The sequence below is a fragment of the Pseudomonas sp. FSL R10-2189 genome (assembly GCF_009600325.1).
Classification (GTDB): Bacteria; Pseudomonadota; Gammaproteobacteria; order Pseudomonadales; family Pseudomonadaceae; genus Aquipseudomonas; species Aquipseudomonas helleri.
Map to the genome: position 1 here is coordinate 15,994 of NZ_WIVZ01000028.1, position 15,809 is coordinate 31,802.

Sequence of the window (15,809 nt, forward strand, 5' to 3'; positions counted from 1 at the left end):
GCCATGGTGTTTGACATGAGTAGTGGAATGATTCGCGGGCTGGGCACTGTGGTGGTTGCAGTGGCTTTTATCGGTCTGGCGCTCTGGGTGTTCAGCCCGCGGCGCAAGGCAGAGTTCGACGATGCAACCTTGCTGCCGTTCAAGGACGACCCCGAGGCCATCAAACACGTCGAGCAAGAGCAAGCGTCCAGGAGTAAAAAGAATGTCTGAGTTCTGGAGTATTTACGTCAGCGTACTGACCATTGGCACGCTGATCGGTCTGACCTGGCTGTTGTTCGGTACGCGCAAGGGCGAGAAAAAAAGCGAAACCACCGAAACCATGGGCCACAGTTTCGATGGCATCGAAGAGTACGACAACCCGCTGCCACGCTGGTGGTTCATGCTGTTCATCGGCACGCTGGTGTTCGGGGTCGGCTATTTGATCCTTTACCCTGGCCTGGGCAACTGGAAAGGCCTGCTGCCAGGTTACGAGGATGGCTGGACCGGCGTTCACGAGTGGGAAAAGGAGATGAACAAGGCCGATGCCAAATTCGGTCCCATTTTCGCCAAGTACGCAGCCATGCCGGTGCAGCAAGTGGCGCAAGACCCGGCAGCCCTGAAAATGGGCGGCCGACTGTTTGCCTCCAACTGCTCGGTGTGCCACGGATCGGACGCCAAGGGCGCATTTGGCTTCCCCAACCTGACGGACGCGTCCTGGCGCTGGGGCGGCGATGCCGACACCATCAAGGCGACGATCATGGGCGGACGCATCGGCATGATGCCGGCCTGGGGCGAAGTGCTGGGCGAGGAAGGCGTGAAAAACGTCTCGGCTTACGTTCGTCACGACTTGGCGGGGCTACCGCTGCCAAAAGGCGCAACGTTCAATCTGGAGGCCGGCCAGCAGGCGTACGCCACCACCTGCGTGGCGTGCCACGGGCCTGAAGGTAAAGGCAACCCGCTATTGGGCGCGCCGGACCTGACGACACCGACAGCCTTTATTTACGGCACCAGCCTTGCGCAATTGCAACAAACCATTCGCCATGGTCGCCAAGGCCATATGCCCGCGCAAAACGAATTGCTGGGCAACGACAAAGTGCAATTGGTCGCAGCCTACGTTTACAGCTTGTCCCATGGCACGGCAAAGGAAAAAGCCGCCGAGTAATGCCCCCTCTTTACAGGAGCGACGGCGAGTCGCTTCTGTAAAGATGTATACAACTCTGTGAACAATGTCTGGACATTCCTCGCCGCCTCTTTTACTTTCTCCCCCAGAGTCACCTCGTCAAACCCCTTCGCAACAGCCTTCCACAGGGCGTTTTTTAACGGCCATTTTGACCTTACTTGGCCTATGGAAAAGCCGGAAAACAAGCGCTGAAGGGTATTGCCCGAGGTGTGGCTTCGTTGCAATAGCCCTATGCTTTATCCATACTTGCGACCGTTTTTGCCTCTAATAACTATAAAACCGTGGAACCTTGCGATGAGCACAGCAATCAATCCGACTGCTTATAACTATAAGGTCGTCCGCCAGTTCGCCATCATGACGGTGGTCTGGGGAATCCTTGGCATGGGACTCGGGGTTTTTATCGCGTCACAACTTGTGTGGCCCGAACTTAACCTGGGTCTTGAATGGACAACCTTCGGTCGTCTGCGCCCCCTGCACACCAACCTTGTGATTTTTGCCTTCGGTGGCTGCGCCTTGTTTGGTACGTCTTACTACGTGGTGCAACGTACCTGCCAGACACGGCTGATCTCCGACAGCCTGGCCTCGTTTACGTTTTGGGGCTGGCAAGCCGTCATCCTCGGCGCAATCATCACCCTGCCCCTGGGCTACACCACCACCAAGGAATACGCCGAACTGGAATGGCCGCTGGCTATCCTGCTGGCCATCGTCTGGGTGGTCTACGGCATTGTTTTCTTCGGCACCATCACCCGGCGTAAAACCAAACACATCTATGTGGGCAACTGGTTCTATGGCGCGTTTATCGTGGTCACGGCCATGCTGCACATCGTCAACCACGCGTCTCTGCCAGTGAGCTTTTTCAAGTCTTACTCGGCGTATGCGGGTGCGACCGATGCCATGATCCAGTGGTGGTACGGCCATAACGCGGTCGGGTTTTTCCTGACTACCGGCTTTTTGGGGATGATGTATTACTTCGTGCCCAAACAGGCCGAACGCCCGATTTACTCCTATCGCCTGTCCATCGTGCACTTCTGGGCGCTGATCACCCTGTATATCTGGGCCGGCCCGCACCACTTGCACTACACCGCATTGCCGGACTGGGCGCAGTCGCTGGGCATGGCCATGTCGATCATCCTGCTGGCACCGAGCTGGGGCGGCATGATCAACGGCATGATGACCCTCTCGGGCGCCTGGCATAAATTGCGCACCGACCCGATCCTGCGCTTTTTGGTGGTGTCGCTGGCGTTCTACGGCATGTCGACCTTTGAAGGCCCGATGATGGCCATCAAGACCGTCAACGCCCTCTCCCACTACACCGACTGGACCATCGGCCACGTACACGCCGGGGCACTGGGCTGGGTAGCGATGATTTCCATCGGCTCGATGTACCACATGATCCCGCGCCTCTATGGCCAAAAGCAGATGTACAGCGTAGGCCTGATCAACGTCCACTTCTGGTTGGCAACCATCGGCACCGTGCTGTACATCGCCTCGATGTGGGTCAACGGCATCACCCAGGGCCTGATGTGGCGCGCCATCAATGACGACGGCACGCTGACTTATTCGTTCGTTGAATCGCTGCAAGCCAGCCACCCGGGCTTTATTGTCCGCGCCATCGGCGGGGCCATTTTCGCCAGCGGCATGCTGTTTATGGCCTACAACGTGTGGCGCACCATTCGCGCCTCGAACCCGGCAGAAGCTGAAGCCGCAAGCACGATTGCAGTCGCGGGGGCCCACTGATGATCAAGCACGACAGTATTGAAAAGAACATCGGCCTGATGGCCTTCTTCATGGTCATCGCTGTGAGCATCGGTGGCCTGACACAAATCGTTCCGCTGTTTTTCCAGGACGTGACCAACAACCCGGTCGAGGGCATGAAGCCGCGCAGCGCGCTGGAACTTGAAGGCCGCGACGTCTACATCGCCAACGGCTGCGTGGGCTGTCACTCGCAAATGATCCGCCCATTCCGCGCCGAAACCGAGCGTTATGGCCACTATTCGGTGGCCGGTGAAAGCGTGTGGGACCACCCCTTCCTGTGGGGCTCCAAACGCACCGGCCCGGACCTGGCCCGCGTGGGCGGGCGTTACTCGGATGACTGGCACCGCGCGCACTTGTACAACCCGCGCAACGTGGTGCCGGAGTCGATCATGCCGGCTTACCCCTTCCTCGTTGAGCGCAAGCTCGACGGCAAGGAAACAGCCAAGAAGATGGAAGTCTTGCGCACCCTGGGCGTGCCTTACACCGATGCAGACATTGCCGGTGCCAAGGATGCCGTGAAGGGCAAGACAGAAATGGACGCACTGGTGGCTTACCTCCAGGGCTTGGGCACACTCATCAAGAGCAAACGGTGATCTGAATGGATATCGGGATGATTCGTGGCCTGGGCACCTTGCTGGTCATGGTGGCTTTTATCGGTTTGGCCTTGTGGGTGTTCAGCCCCAAGCGCAAGTCCGAGTTTGACGACGCAACGATGTTGCCGTTCAAGGACGACCCCGAAGCCATCAAGCACGTTGAGCAAGAACAAGCGTCCAGGAGTAAAAATAAATGACCGAGTTCTGGAGTCTGTACGTCACTGTCCTCACCCTGGGCACCATCTTCGCCCTGACCTGGCTGCTGTTTGCCACACGCAAGGGCCAACGCAGCGAGCAGACCGACGAAAAAGTCGGCCACGCCTACGACGGCATCGAAGAGTACGACAACCCCCTGCCCCGCTGGTGGTTCATGCTGTTTGTCGGCACCATCATCTTTGCTCTGGGCTATTTGGTGCTGTACCCAGGTTTGGGTAACTGGCGCGGCCTGCTGCCGGGCTATGAGTACTTGGACACTAAAGACAAAACCCCTTTTGCCAATGGCCAGACCGGCTGGACGGGTGTGCATGAGTGGGAAAAGGAAATGGCCAAATCAGATGCCCGCTTTGGGCCGATTTTCGCCAAGTTCGCCGCTATGCCCATCGAAGAAGTGGCCAAAGACCCGCAAGCACTGAAAATGGGCGGCCGCCTGTTTGCCTCCAACTGCTCGGTGTGCCACGGCTCGGATGCCAAGGGCGCTTATGGCTTTCCGAACCTGACCGATGCCGACTGGCGCTGGGGCGGTACGCCAACCGACATCAAAAACAGCATCATGGCGGGACGACATGCGGTGATGCCGGGTTGGGGCGAAATCATCGGCGAGCAAGGTGTCAGTGACGTGGCAGCGTACGTGCTGACCAGCCTTGACGGGCGCAAATTGCCGGACACGGCAAAGGCCGATCCACTCAAGGGCCAGGCCATCTACGCCACCAATTGCGCGGTCTGTCACGGCCCGGAAGGCAAAGGCAACCCGTTGATGGGCGCCCCCAACCTGACCCACCCCGGCGCGTTTATCTACGGCTCAAGCTTTGCCCAGTTGCAACAGACCATCCGCTATGGCCGTCAGGGCCAGATGCCTGCCCAGGCCGAGCTGCAAGGCAACGACAAGGTCCATCTGCTAGCTGCCTATGTGTACAGCCTGTCCCACCCTGATGAGGCCAGGCCTGCGGAGTAAACCCGCGGCCTCGGTACGACACAACATGGCCCCGCCAGCGCAAGTTGACGGCGGGGTTTTGTTTCATCGTATTTTTGAGATGGTTAACTTGCGCCTTAAGTAGTAACGTTACTACATTCGTTTTTTGGGGAGGAACCACTCCATGACCATCACCACCATTTCAAGCCGCGAATTCAATCAAGACACAAGCGGTGCCAAAAAAGCGTCGCAACAAGGGCCTGTTTACATCACCGACCGTGGCCGCCCCGCCCATGTACTGCTATGCATGGAGGAGTACCAAAGACTGACCGGCCAAAACACCAGCATCGTCGACCTGCTCGTCATGCCCGACACACCACCGGTTGAATTCGAACCCGAACGCGCAATCATCGCGCCGCGCCCAGTGGACCTCTAATGTTCCTGCTCGATACCAACGTGGTTTCAGAACTTCGCAAACCCCAGGCACACCCTGCCGTGGTGGCCTGGGCCGGCAGCATACCGGCTTACAAACTGTATATTTCGGCCATTACCCTGCTTGAAATTGAGACCGGCATTCTGCGTCTGGAACGCCAGGACCCCAGGCAGGCCGCACCGTTGCGCAACTGGCTTGAGGCCCACGTAGTGCCGGCATTTGCCGGGCGCGTCCTGTCCATTGACGGCACCGTTGCCAGGCGCTGCGCGCGCCTGCATGTACCTGATCGCAGCAATGAGTGCGATGCCCTGATAGCCGCGACAGCCTTGGTCCATGGCATGACCATCGTGACCCGCAATACCCAGGATTTTGCGTTAAGCGGAGCCCCTTTACTCAACCCGTGGGAGCCTTGATTCACGGTTTTGACACTGTAGTCCGCGCCTTAAGTCAATTGATCCACATCATGATTCAGCGCAACTCCTATACCAAGTTTCATGTTTTCGGAACGCGACCAAAGGTCGCACCCTTGCGCTAGAGTCACAGGGGTATCATTGCGCCATTGCAACACCTTCTGACCGCGGTTGGCACGTACTGGCCGTGGCACTTCACTGCCGTGGTAAGCCCTTATGAGCGATAAAATCCCAGTCCAAAACGTCACGCCGCCCGCCTCTAAAAACACTGAAAGCATCGACCTTTACGCGGCGCGAGAAAAAATCTACACCCGCGCTTTCCACGGGTTTTTCCGTAATGTGCGCATGGTCGGTGGCGCCCTGCTGTTCTTGCTGTATTTCGGCACCGTCTGGCTCAACTGGGGCGGACACCAGGCCGTGTGGTGGAACCTGCCTGAACGCAAATTCTTTATTTTTGGCGCCACCTTCTGGCCACAGGATTTCATCCTGCTCTCGGGCCTGCTGATCGTTGCGGCCTTTGGCCTGTTTTTTATTACCGTGTACGCAGGCCGCGTATGGTGCGGCTACACCTGCCCGCAAAGCGTCTGGACCTGGGTGTTCATGTGGTGCGAAAAAATCACCGAAGGTGATCGCAACCAGCGCATCAAGCTCGACAAGGCACCCATGAGCGCCAACAAGTTTGTGCGCAAATTCAGCAAGCACACGCTGTGGCTGTTGATTGGCTTTGTCACCGGCCTGACCTTTGTCGGCTACTTCGCCCCGATCCGCGAACTGGTGGTGGATTTCTTCACCGGTCAGGCCGATGGCTGGGCTTACTTCTGGGTAGGCTTTTTCACCCTCGCCACCTACGGCAACGCGGGTTGGCTGCGTGAGCAAGTGTGCATTTACATGTGCCCGTACGCGCGCTTCCAGAGCGTGATGTTCGACAAAGACACGCTGATTGTTTCTTACGATCCGCGTCGTGGCGAAGTGCGCGGCCCGCGCAAAAAAGACAGCGACTACAAGGCCCAGGGCCTCGGTGACTGTATCGACTGCACGATGTGCGTTCAGGTGTGCCCGACCGGCATCGACATTCGCGACGGCTTGCAGATTGAATGCATTGGCTGCGCAGCCTGTATCGACGCCTGCGACGACATCATGGACAAGATGCACTACCCGCGCGGCCTGATCAGCTACACCACTGAACACAACCTGTCGGGCCAGAAAACCCACACCCTGCGCCCGCGCCTGATTGGCTATGCCCTGGTGCTGCTGACCATGATGGGCCTGCTGGCGGCTGCTTTCTTCACGCGCTCGCTGGTGGGCTTTGACGTCAGCAAAGACCGCGTGCTGTACCGCGAAAATGCCGAGGGCCGGATCGAAAACGTGTACAGCCTGAAGATCATGAACAAGGACCAGCGCGACCATACCTACGTGCTGCAAGCCAGCGGTTTGCCTGACTTGCAGCTGCAAGGCAAACGCGAAATCAACGTCGCGGCAGGCGATATTGTCAGCCTGCCGGTCGAGTTGTCGGTTGACCCGGAACAACTGCCGTCCAGCACCAACGAGGTGTATTTCATCCTTCAAGATGCTGACAACAACGACATCACCGTTAAAGCCAAGAGCCGATTCATCGGCCCTCATATTCGTTAAGAGAAACTGTCCATGCCCGCAGCAAACGCCTACAGCCCTTGGTACAAACACATTTGGCCATGGATCATCATTGCCATTCTCACCTGCTCGGTGACGCTGACCTTGTCGATGGTGACCATTGCGGTGAAGAACCCGGACAACCTGGTTAACGACAATTACTACGAGGCGGGCAAGGGCATAAACCGCTCGCTGGACCGCGAACTGCTGGGGCAAGCCCTGCAACTGAAGGCCAAGCTGCGGCTGGACGAGTTGACCGGCGAAGTGGTGCTGCTGCTCGAAGGCAACAGCCAGCCGAAAACCCTGGAGCTTAACCTTATATCGCCGACCCAACCTGAAAAGGACCGCGGCCTTATCCTGATCCAAAGCCCGTCAGAGCCTGGGCGCTACACCGGCCAATTGGATGACAAGGTGGAAGGTCGGCGTTTTGTGGAGTTGTTGGGGGTGGAAGACGGCAAGACCTGGCGCCTGTTTGAAGAAGAGCTGGTCGACCATGACAAAGACCTGATGCTGGGCGACGAGCCGATTCCAGGCGCGGAAGATCGCAAGCAGTAAAAGGTATACCCCATGACCACTCCCACGCCTTGCTACCACTGCGCCCTGCCCGTTCCGCCCGGCAGCCGCTTTACCGCCGATGTTCTGGGCCAGAGTCGTGAGTTCTGCTGCCCGGGCTGTCAGGCTGTGGCGCAGGCTATCGTGGCCGGCGGGCTGGATCACTACTATCAGCACCGCAGCGAGGCCTCGGCCAACCCGCAGGCGTTGCCGGTGCAACTGGCCGAAGAGCTGGCCCTGTATGACCGCCCCGACGTGCAAAAACCATTTGTTCGCCACGAGGGTGAGCAGGCTGAAACCACACTGCTGATCGAGGGTATCAGTTGCGCCGCCTGTGGCTGGCTGATCGAGAAACACCTGCTGCACCTGCCCGCCGTCAGTGAGGCGCGGCTGAACTTGTCCAACCACCGCTTGCACATCCGCTGGGCTGACAGCCAGTTGCCCTTGAGTGACGTGTTGAGCGAGTTGCGCCATATCGGCTACGCCGCGCACCCGTATCAAGCCGATAAAGCGGCAGAGCAATTGGCCAGCGAAAACCGCCTGGCTTTGCGCCAACTGGGAGTGGCCGGTTTGCTGTGGTTTCAGGCGATGATGGCAACCATGGCCACCTGGCCCGAATTTAATATCGACCTCAGCCCCGAGATGCACACCATCCTGCGCTGGGTCGCGTTGTTTCTGACCACGCCCATCGTGTTTTACAGCTGCGCGCCGTTTTTCAAAGGCGCAATGCGTGACCTGCGCACTCGCCACCTGACCATGGACGTCTCGGTATCGCTGGCCATTGGCGGTGCCTATGTGGCCGGTATCTGGACTGCGATCACCGGCGATGGCGAGCTGTATTTCGATGCAGTCGGCATGTTTGCCCTGTTCTTGCTGGCCGGGCGCTACCTGGAGCGCCGCGCCCGCGAACGCACGGCGGCGGCCACCGCGCAACTGGTCAACGTGTTACCCGCTTCATGCTTGCGCCTGGGTGAAGACGGCCAAAGCGAACGCATTCTGCTGAACGAGCTGAAGGTTGGTGACAAGGTGCTGGTCCACCCCGGCGCCGTGCTTCCGGCCGATGGCAAGATTCTCGAAGGGCAATCGAGCATCGATGAGTCTTTGCTGACCGGCGAGTACCTGCCGCAGCCGCGCATTGCGGGCGATGCAGTGACCGCTGGCACCTTGAACGTCGAGGGCGCGCTGACGGTGCAGGTATTGGCTCTGGGCCAGGACACGCGCCTGTCGGCCATCGTGCGCTTGCTGGAGCGCGCCCAAAGCGAAAAGCCGCGGCTGGCCGAAATTGCCGACAAGGCTGCGCAATGGTTCTTGCTGTTCTCCTTGATTGCGGCAGTAGCGATTGGCCTGCTGTGGTGGCAGCTCGACCCGTCGCGAGCGTTCTGGATCGTTTTGGCGATGCTGGTGGCGACCTGCCCTTGCGCGCTGTCGCTGGCCACCCCGACCGCCTTGACCGCCTCCACCGGCACCCTGCACAAACTGGGCTTGCTGCTCACCCGTGGCCACGTGCTCGAAGGGCTGAATCAAATCGACACGGTGATTTTCGACAAAACTGGCACCCTGACCGAAGGCCGCCTCGCGTTACGTGCCATTCGCCCGCTGCGCGATTTGCATCCTGACCAGTGCCTGGCCCTGGCTGCCGCGCTCGAAAACCGCTCTGAGCACCCGATTGCCCGCGCCTTTGGCCGCGCCCTGCACGCCGCCGAAGATGTGCAGAGTACGCCGGGGCTGGGCCTTGAGGGCGTGGTGAGCGAGCAACGCTTGCGCATCGGTCAGCCAGGCTTTGTCTGCGCGCTCAGCCATTGCGCAACCCCGGACCTGCCGGATGAACCCGGCCAATGGTTGCTGCTGGGTGACACCGACGGTGCCCTGGCATGGCTGGTACTCGACGACCGCCTGCGCACTGACGCCCCGGCGCTGGTCGCTGCGTGCAGGGCGCGCGGCTGGCGTACGCTGCTGTTGTCCGGTGACAGCTCGCCAATGGTTGCCAGTGTGGCTGCAGAGTTGAACATTGACGAGGCCCGGGGTGGCTTGCGCCCGGATGACAAACTGCGGGTGCTGCAAGACCTGCATGCACAAGGGCGCAAAGTGTTGATGCTGGGTGATGGGGTCAATGACGTGCCGGTGCTGGCGGCGGCCGACATCAGCGTGGCGATGGGCTCGGCCACCGATCTGGCCAAAACCAGTGCCGACGCGGTGCTTCTGTCCAATCGTCTGGACGCTTTGGTACAAGCGTTTAGTCTGGCCCGGCGAACCCGCCGGGTGATCATCGAAAACCTGCTGTGGGCCGGTTTGTACAATGGCCTTATGCTGCCTTTTGCGGCGCTGGGCTGGATCACACCGATCTGGGCCGCGATCGGCATGTCGATCAGCTCGCTAAGCGTGGTGCTTAACGCCCTGCGTCTGACCCGCATGCCGCGTCAGACGCCTGCCCCGCCCACGTCAGACCTTCGCCCGCTACCGGCCTGAGCCGGTCGCCTGGAGCCTTTATGCCAGCGCTTTACATCATGATTCCCGCGGCGTTGCTGATTGTTGGCATCGCCATTTTTATCTTCTTCTGGGCCGTGGACAGCGGCCAGTACGACGATCTGGACAGCCCTGCGCACAGCATCCTGTTCGACGACCAGGACCCGCAGCACACCGCTGCCGTGGAAGAGGCCAAAGGCTCTCACGGGCACGCTGTGAGTAAATCTGATCCGCACGTGCCACCCCATGCTTGAGTTAGCCCCGCTACTGGTCTCGGCGTTCATATTGGGCGTGCTGGGTGGCGGGCATTGTCTGGGCATGTGCGGCGGCCTGATGGGCGCGCTGACATTCGCCATTCCCAAAGAGCAACGCAGCCGACGCTTCAAGCTGTTACTGGCCTACAACCTGGGGCGAATTCTCAGCTATGCCACGGCGGGTTTGCTGCTGGGATTGGCAGGCTGGGCGGTCGCCAACAGCCCGGCCGCCATGCTGATGCGGGTACTGGCCGGGGTGTTGCTGATCATTATGGGTTTGTACCTGGCAGGCTGGTGGAGCGGCCTGACCCGCATCGAAAGCCTGGGGCGCGGGCTGTGGCGGCATATCCAGCCGCTGGCAAGCCGCCTGCTGCCAGTATCGAGCCTGCCCCGCGCCCTGCTGTTGGGCGCGCTCTGGGGCTGGTTGCCGTGCGGATTGGTTTACAGCACTTTGATCTGGTCAGCCAGCCAGGGCAGTGCCTTGGACAGCGCTTTGCTGATGCTGGCTTTCGGCCTGGGAACATGGCCCGTGTTACTGGCCACGGGCCTCGCGGCTGAACGCATGACCGCCGTGCTGCGCAAGCGCAGCGTACGCATGGCCGGTGGGTTACTGGTGATGCTGTTCGGCCTCTGGACGCTGCCCGGCCCGCATCAGCATTGGTTGATGGGGCATTGATCCGTTAGAGCCTGGCGAAGCTAACGCATGAGCTGAGCCAGAGCTGGCGTTGATGCAAATCAAGGTGCGACAAATTCGCAGCCCCTAGACTCCTGAGCATTGCCAGCCATCCCAGGGGAATGCCCGCATGCTCGACGCCATTCGTTGGGACTCCGATTTAATTCGTCGTTACGACCTCGCCGGACCGCGCTACACCTCGTACCCCACGGCGATGCAGTTTCATGATCAGATCAGTCCATTCGACTTTCTGCACGCCCTGCGCGACAGCCGCAAAGCCATGCGCCCGCTGTCGCTGTATGTGCACGTGCCGTTTTGCGCCAATATTTGCTATTACTGCGCCTGCAACAAAGTCATCACCAAAGACCGTGGTCGTGCCCAGCCGTACTTAAAACGCCTGGAGCAGGAAATCAGCCTGGTCGCCTGCCACCTCGACCCCAGGCAAAAAGTTGAACAATTGCATTTTGGCGGCGGAACACCGACGTTTTTAAGCCACGATGAACTGCGTCAGCTAATGGGCCACCTGCGTGAGCACTTCAACCTGCTGGACGATGACTCCGGCGATTACGGCATCGAGATCGACCCACGTGAAGCCGACTGGTCGACCATGGGCTTGTTGCGCGAACTGGGCTTTAACCGCGTGAGTATCGGCCTGCAAGACCTCGACCCCGCCGTGCAACGGGCGGTCAACCGCCTGCAAAGCCTGGAAGAAACCCGCGCGGTGATTGATGCGGCGCGTACTTTGCAGTTTCGCTCGATCAACATCGACCTGATCTACGGCTTGCCCAAGCAAACCCCGATGGCCTTCGCCCGCACCGTTGAGGAAGTGATCAGCCTGCAGCCGGATCGTTTATCGGTGTTTAATTACGCGCACTTGCCGGAGCGCTTCAAACCGCAACGACGCATTAACACCAGTGACTTGCCTTCGCCTGCCGACAAATTGCACATGCTTGAGCACACCATCGAGCAACTGACCGCTGCGGGTTATCGCTATATCGGCATGGACCACTTCGCCTTGCCCGACGATGAGCTGGCGATTGCCCAGGAAGAGTCCACCTTGCAGCGCAATTTTCAGGGTTACACCACCCACGGCCATTGCGACCTGATCGGCCTGGGCGTGTCGGCCATCAGCCAGATCGGCGAGCTGTATTGCCAGAACAACAGCGACATTGCTCTTTACCAGCACACGCTGGCCAGCGAGCAACTGGCGACCAGTCGCGGCTTGCTGTGCAATCAGGACGACCGGATTCGCCGCGAGGTCATCCAGCAGATCATCTGCAATTTGCACCTGCCGTTCGCGCGCATCGAACAGGCCTTCAACATCGATTTCAGGGGCTATTTTTCAGCGCAGTGGCCTGAGCTGGAGGCGATGGCGGCCGATGGCCTGATTGCACTCAACAACGACCAACTGACGGTCCTGCCCGCAGGGCGGTTGCTGGTGCGCTCGGTGTGCATGGCATTTGACGCGTATCTGGCACAGCAGCCCCGGCAACGCTTCTCGCGGGTGATCTAAACCCGCGTCATCACTTCATGGCCAGGGACGCGGCTTTGACGATGCTCTCACTGCTCGCCCCGGACTCTTGCAGCGCCTTGTTCAAGCTGTTGTTGGCCGACGTCAACGATGCGTTCAAACCGGCCACTTCGGCCTGCAACGCCATCGACTGAGACCGGGCCTGTTCCGGGCTCAGGCTGCGGTTGGTCATGATCGCTTGCAGCTTGGCCATTTGTTCAGCGATCTTCTTTTTGATTGCGCGGATCATCTTCAGAATGCTCTGGATGGTCTCCGGCAAACCACTGTCTTCAATATCGCTGTTTTCACTCTTGCTGGCGCTGGCCGCCTTCAGGGCTGCCCCGGAGATCGTCACCTTGACCCCTTCAGCCGGTGGCGGCGCCTCTTCTTTGTCGGCCTTGAACGCCTTGTTGGCTGCGGGCCCCTCTTGGGTGTTTTTGGCCGGTTCAATACTGGGCGGTATGCCACTTTGACCAAACGTCATTGCACCTATCGACGACATGAATTCGCTCACAATGGCTTTCAATTACCACGCTATCGACCGTGCGTTTTGCAACTTGAGGTCGATTCGCGGCCCGGTGCGCCCTAGCCTCACCCATCGTGCTGAGTTACCCTTGCATCTTATGTGTGTTTTCCCACAAGGATTGAAGAAATGTCCGAGCCAGTAAAACTGCGCGCTCATAACCAGGCTCACTGCAAGGATTGCAGTCTTGCCCCTCTCTGTTTGCCACTTTCGTTGAATTTGGAAGACATGGATGCGTTAGAGGAAATCGTCAAGCGCGGTCGGCCACTGAAGAAAGGCGAGTTTCTGTTTCGCCAGGGCGACACCTTTGGTTCGGTCTACGCCGTACGCTCCGGAGCACTCAAAACATTCAGCCTTAGTGACAGCGGCGAAGAACAAATTACCGGCTTTCACTTGCCAAGCGAGCTGGTCGGCCTGTCAGGCATGGACACCGAAACGTATCCGGTTTCGGCTCAAGCACTGGAAACCACCCCTGTTTGCGAGATCCCTTTCGAGCGCCTGGACGAACTGTCTGTGCAACTGCCGCAATTGCGTCGTCAGTTGATGCGCATCATGAGCCGCGAAATTCGCGACGATCAGCAAATGATGTTGCTGCTGTCGAAAAAGACCGCCGATGAGCGTATCGCCACCTTCCTCGTCAACCTGTCTGCGCGCTTCCGTGCCCGCGGCTTCTCGGCCAACCAGTTCCGCCTTAGCATGTCGCGCAACGAGATCGGCAACTATCTGGGCCTGGCCGTTGAAACGGTCTCCCGGGTGTTTACCCGCCTGCAAGAAAACCAGTTGATCACCGCTGAAGGCAAAGAAGTACACATTCTTGACCCGATCAAGCTGTGCGCGCTGGCCGGTGGTTCGCTGGAAGCCTAAGCAGGCCGCATGAGGGGTATACTGGCGGCTCCGAAGCCCGCCAGGACACCCACCCCCATGGTCAACGACTTCTGCCTCAAATCCCTGATCCGTCCGGTGCTTGATTTCCCCAAGCCCGGCGTGATCTTTCGTGACATCACCCCGCTTTACCAGTCGCCCCGCGCCATGCGCGTGATCGCTGACGCCTTTATCGAGCGTTACGTCGAAGTGGATTTCAGCCACATCGGCGCCATGGACGCCCGTGGTTTTCTGATCGGCTCAGTGCTTGCGTATCAACTTAACAAACCGCTGATTCTGTTTCGCAAGCAAGGAAAGTTGCCCGCTGACGTATTGGCTGAAGGCTACCAGACGGAATATGGCGAAGCGTTTCTGGAGGTGCATGCAGACAGTTTGTGCGAAGGCGATTCGCTGCTGCTGGTCGACGACTTGATCGCCACAGGCGGGACGTTGGTGGCGGCGGTAAACCTGGTACGCCGCATGGGCGCGCAGGTGTTTGAAGCAGCGTCGATTATTGACTTGCCCGAATTGGGCGGCTCAACGCGCTTGCAGGAAGCGGGTGTGCCGACGTTTTGTCTGACTGAGTTTTCGTTGACTGAATAATTAACCCTCACCCTAGCCCTCTCCCGGAGGGAGAAGGAACTGATCGGGGGATACCTTAGATTTTCTGCTATCTAAATGCCTTGCGCTGAACCTGAGAACACCTCGGTAAAGCCCCCTCTCCCTCCGGGAGAGGGTGGCGTTTAAAACGTCACAAAGCGATCGGTTTACGCCCGGCAAACGAATGCGCCAGGGTGCCGCCGTCGACCAGCTCCAGCTCACCACCCAGCGGGACGCCGTGGGCGATGCGTGACGCGATCAGGCCTTTGCTGCTCAGCAATTGGGCAATGTAGTGCGCAGTGGCTTCACCTTCCACGGTCGGGTTGGTCGCCAGGATCACTTCCTTGAAAGTACCCTGCTCGGCAATGCGCGTCATCAGTTGCGGAATCCCGATGGCTTCTGGCCCAAGGCCATCCAGGGGCGACAAATGCCCCTTGAGCACAAAGTACCGCCCGCGATAGCCGGTCTGTTCGATGGCGTAAACGTCCATCGGCCCTTCCACCACGCAGAGCAAGGTGTCGTCGCGGCGCACATCGGCGCACTGCGGGCACAAGTCATCTTCGGTCAGGGTTCTGCACTGGCGGCAATGACCCACACCGTCCATCGCCTGACTCAAGGCCAGCGCCAAACGCGAACCGCCACTGCGATCACGCTCGAGCAGTTGCAGGGCCATGCGCTGTGCGGTCTTTTGGCCGACACCGGGCAACGTGCGCAAGGCATCGATCAGTTGGCGAATAAGGGGGCTGAAGCTCATAGAGAAAGGTCCGACAAAACAACGAGAGGCGGTTTATACCCGTGGTCCGGGCCAGCGTCAAATGCCAACCCGCAGGCAAAAAAATGCCGGGCGCTGGGCCCGGCATTTTTAAGCGCCTTAGAACGGCAGCTTCATGCCCGGTGGCAGTTGCATGCCAGCGGTGACGCCGGACATTTTGTCCTGGCTGTTGGCTTCGATCTTGCGCACAGCGTCGTTGACTGCAGCGGCGAACAAGTCTTCCAGCACTTCACGGTCGTCTTCGCTCACGCCTTCAAGCAGGCTTGGGTCAATGTTCACACGCTTGAGGTCGTGACGGCCGGTCATGACCACCGTCACCATGTCGCCACCGGCTTTACCGGTGACTTCAGCGTTGGCCAGTTCTTCCTGCATCTTGGCCATTTTTTCCTGCATCTGCTGCGCCTGCTTCATCAGGCCGGCCATGCCACCTTTCATCATGGGAATCACCTCAAACGTTATTTGCACAATGCACCCGCAGTCACAATGACTGCGG

The 15,809-nt window shown here is 59.1% G+C and carries 19 protein-coding genes; 16 read left to right on the forward strand and 3 right to left on the reverse strand.

Annotated elements, in window-relative coordinates; translation table 11 throughout:
• The first annotated feature begins 15 nt into the window (after positions 1-15).
• The 14 genes from GHO32_RS18780 (at position 16) to hemN (ending at position 12,563) form a co-directional block, all read left to right on the forward strand.
• Positions 16-210 carry a CcoQ/FixQ family Cbb3-type cytochrome c oxidase assembly chaperone gene (locus GHO32_RS18780; RefSeq protein WP_048369081.1) on the forward strand — a complete coding sequence of 65 codons (195 nt, stop codon included), beginning with the start codon at positions 16-18 and terminating at the stop codon, positions 208-210.
• Positions 203-1,141 carry a cytochrome-c oxidase, cbb3-type subunit III gene (ccoP, locus tag GHO32_RS18785; protein ID WP_153334843.1) on the forward strand — a complete coding sequence of 313 codons (939 nt, stop codon included), beginning with the start codon at positions 203-205 and terminating at the stop codon, positions 1,139-1,141. The genes GHO32_RS18780 and ccoP (GHO32_RS18785) overlap by 8 nt, the downstream gene beginning before the upstream one ends.
• A gap of 312 nt (positions 1,142-1,453) precedes the next feature.
• Positions 1,454-2,896 carry a cytochrome-c oxidase, cbb3-type subunit I gene (gene ccoN, locus GHO32_RS18790; RefSeq protein WP_048368830.1) on the forward strand — a complete coding sequence of 481 codons (1,443 nt, stop codon included), beginning with the start codon at positions 1,454-1,456 and terminating at the stop codon, positions 2,894-2,896.
• Between the two features lie 2 nt (positions 2,897-2,898).
• A complete protein-coding gene (gene ccoO / locus GHO32_RS18795) occupies positions 2,899-3,507 on the forward strand; it encodes a cytochrome-c oxidase, cbb3-type subunit II (protein WP_371924527.1) in 609 nt (202 codons plus the stop codon).
• A 5-nt stretch (positions 3,508-3,512) separates the two neighbouring features.
• Complete coding sequence (locus tag GHO32_RS18800; RefSeq protein WP_123750469.1) at positions 3,513-3,704, forward strand: cbb3-type cytochrome c oxidase subunit 3; 192 nt, start codon at positions 3,513-3,515, stop codon at positions 3,702-3,704.
• Entirely contained in the window at positions 3,701-4,678 is a 978-nt protein-coding gene (gene ccoP, locus GHO32_RS18805; protein ID WP_153334845.1) for a cytochrome-c oxidase, cbb3-type subunit III, read from the forward strand. The genes GHO32_RS18800 and ccoP (GHO32_RS18805) overlap by 4 nt, the downstream gene beginning before the upstream one ends.
• 142 nt (positions 4,679-4,820) lie before the next feature.
• Positions 4,821-5,072, forward strand: coding sequence for a type II toxin-antitoxin system prevent-host-death family antitoxin (locus GHO32_RS18810; RefSeq protein ID WP_048368827.1), 252 nt, complete (start codon positions 4,821-4,823; stop codon positions 5,070-5,072).
• Positions 5,072-5,482, forward strand: coding sequence for a type II toxin-antitoxin system VapC family toxin (locus GHO32_RS18815; RefSeq protein WP_048368826.1), 411 nt, complete (start codon positions 5,072-5,074; stop codon positions 5,480-5,482). Before GHO32_RS18810 ends, GHO32_RS18815 begins: the two co-directional genes overlap by 1 nt.
• Positions 5,483-5,695: 213 nt before the next feature.
• Positions 5,696-7,111, forward strand: coding sequence for a cytochrome c oxidase accessory protein CcoG (gene ccoG / locus GHO32_RS18820; protein ID WP_153334846.1), 1,416 nt, complete (start codon positions 5,696-5,698; stop codon positions 7,109-7,111).
• Positions 7,112-7,123: 12 nt separating this feature from the next.
• Complete coding sequence (locus GHO32_RS18825; protein WP_153326640.1) at positions 7,124-7,663, forward strand: FixH family protein; 540 nt, start codon at positions 7,124-7,126, stop codon at positions 7,661-7,663.
• Positions 7,664-7,675: 12 nt separating this feature from the next.
• Positions 7,676-10,126: a heavy metal translocating P-type ATPase gene (locus tag GHO32_RS18830; RefSeq protein WP_153334847.1), complete on the forward strand. Its 2,451-nt coding sequence runs from the start codon at positions 7,676-7,678 to the stop codon at positions 10,124-10,126.
• Between the two features lie 20 nt (positions 10,127-10,146).
• On the forward strand, positions 10,147-10,377 hold the full coding sequence (gene ccoS, locus GHO32_RS18835) for a cbb3-type cytochrome oxidase assembly protein CcoS (protein ID WP_123750465.1): 231 nt from the start codon (positions 10,147-10,149) through the stop codon (positions 10,375-10,377).
• Positions 10,370-11,053, forward strand: a complete 684-nt coding sequence (locus GHO32_RS18840; RefSeq protein WP_153334848.1) for a sulfite exporter TauE/SafE family protein — start codon at positions 10,370-10,372, stop codon at positions 11,051-11,053. The genes ccoS and GHO32_RS18840 overlap by 8 nt, the downstream gene beginning before the upstream one ends.
• A gap of 127 nt (positions 11,054-11,180) precedes the next feature.
• Positions 11,181-12,563: an oxygen-independent coproporphyrinogen III oxidase gene (gene hemN, locus GHO32_RS18845; protein WP_153334849.1), complete on the forward strand. Its 1,383-nt coding sequence runs from the start codon at positions 11,181-11,183 to the stop codon at positions 12,561-12,563.
• A gap of 10 nt (positions 12,564-12,573) precedes the next feature.
• Here the strand turns inward: hemN and GHO32_RS18850 are convergent, their stop codons facing one another.
• The gene (locus GHO32_RS18850) at positions 12,574-13,044 is read right to left on the reverse strand and encodes a hypothetical protein (protein ID WP_178113911.1); all 471 of its coding nucleotides are present in this window, start codon (positions 13,042-13,044) and stop codon (positions 12,574-12,576) included.
• Positions 13,045-13,212: 168 nt separating this feature from the next.
• Between GHO32_RS18850 and fnr the strand changes: the two genes are divergently transcribed.
• Positions 13,213-13,947 carry a fumarate/nitrate reduction transcriptional regulator Fnr gene (gene fnr, locus GHO32_RS18855; protein WP_048368819.1) on the forward strand — a complete coding sequence of 245 codons (735 nt, stop codon included), beginning with the start codon at positions 13,213-13,215 and terminating at the stop codon, positions 13,945-13,947.
• 57 nt (positions 13,948-14,004) lie between these two features.
• Positions 14,005-14,547, forward strand: a complete 543-nt coding sequence (locus tag GHO32_RS18860; RefSeq protein ID WP_153335975.1) for an adenine phosphoribosyltransferase — start codon at positions 14,005-14,007, stop codon at positions 14,545-14,547.
• A gap of 148 nt (positions 14,548-14,695) precedes the next feature.
• Here the strand turns inward: GHO32_RS18860 and recR are convergent, their stop codons facing one another.
• Together recR and GHO32_RS18870 are read right to left on the reverse strand one after the other, a co-directional pair.
• Complete coding sequence (gene recR / locus GHO32_RS18865; protein ID WP_048368817.1) at positions 14,696-15,298, reverse strand: recombination mediator RecR; 603 nt, start codon at positions 15,296-15,298, stop codon at positions 14,696-14,698.
• 117 nt (positions 15,299-15,415) lie between these two features.
• A complete protein-coding gene (locus GHO32_RS18870; protein WP_048368816.1) occupies positions 15,416-15,754 on the reverse strand; it encodes a YbaB/EbfC family nucleoid-associated protein in 339 nt (112 codons plus the stop codon).
• Between the last annotated feature and the right edge of the window lie 55 nt (positions 15,755-15,809).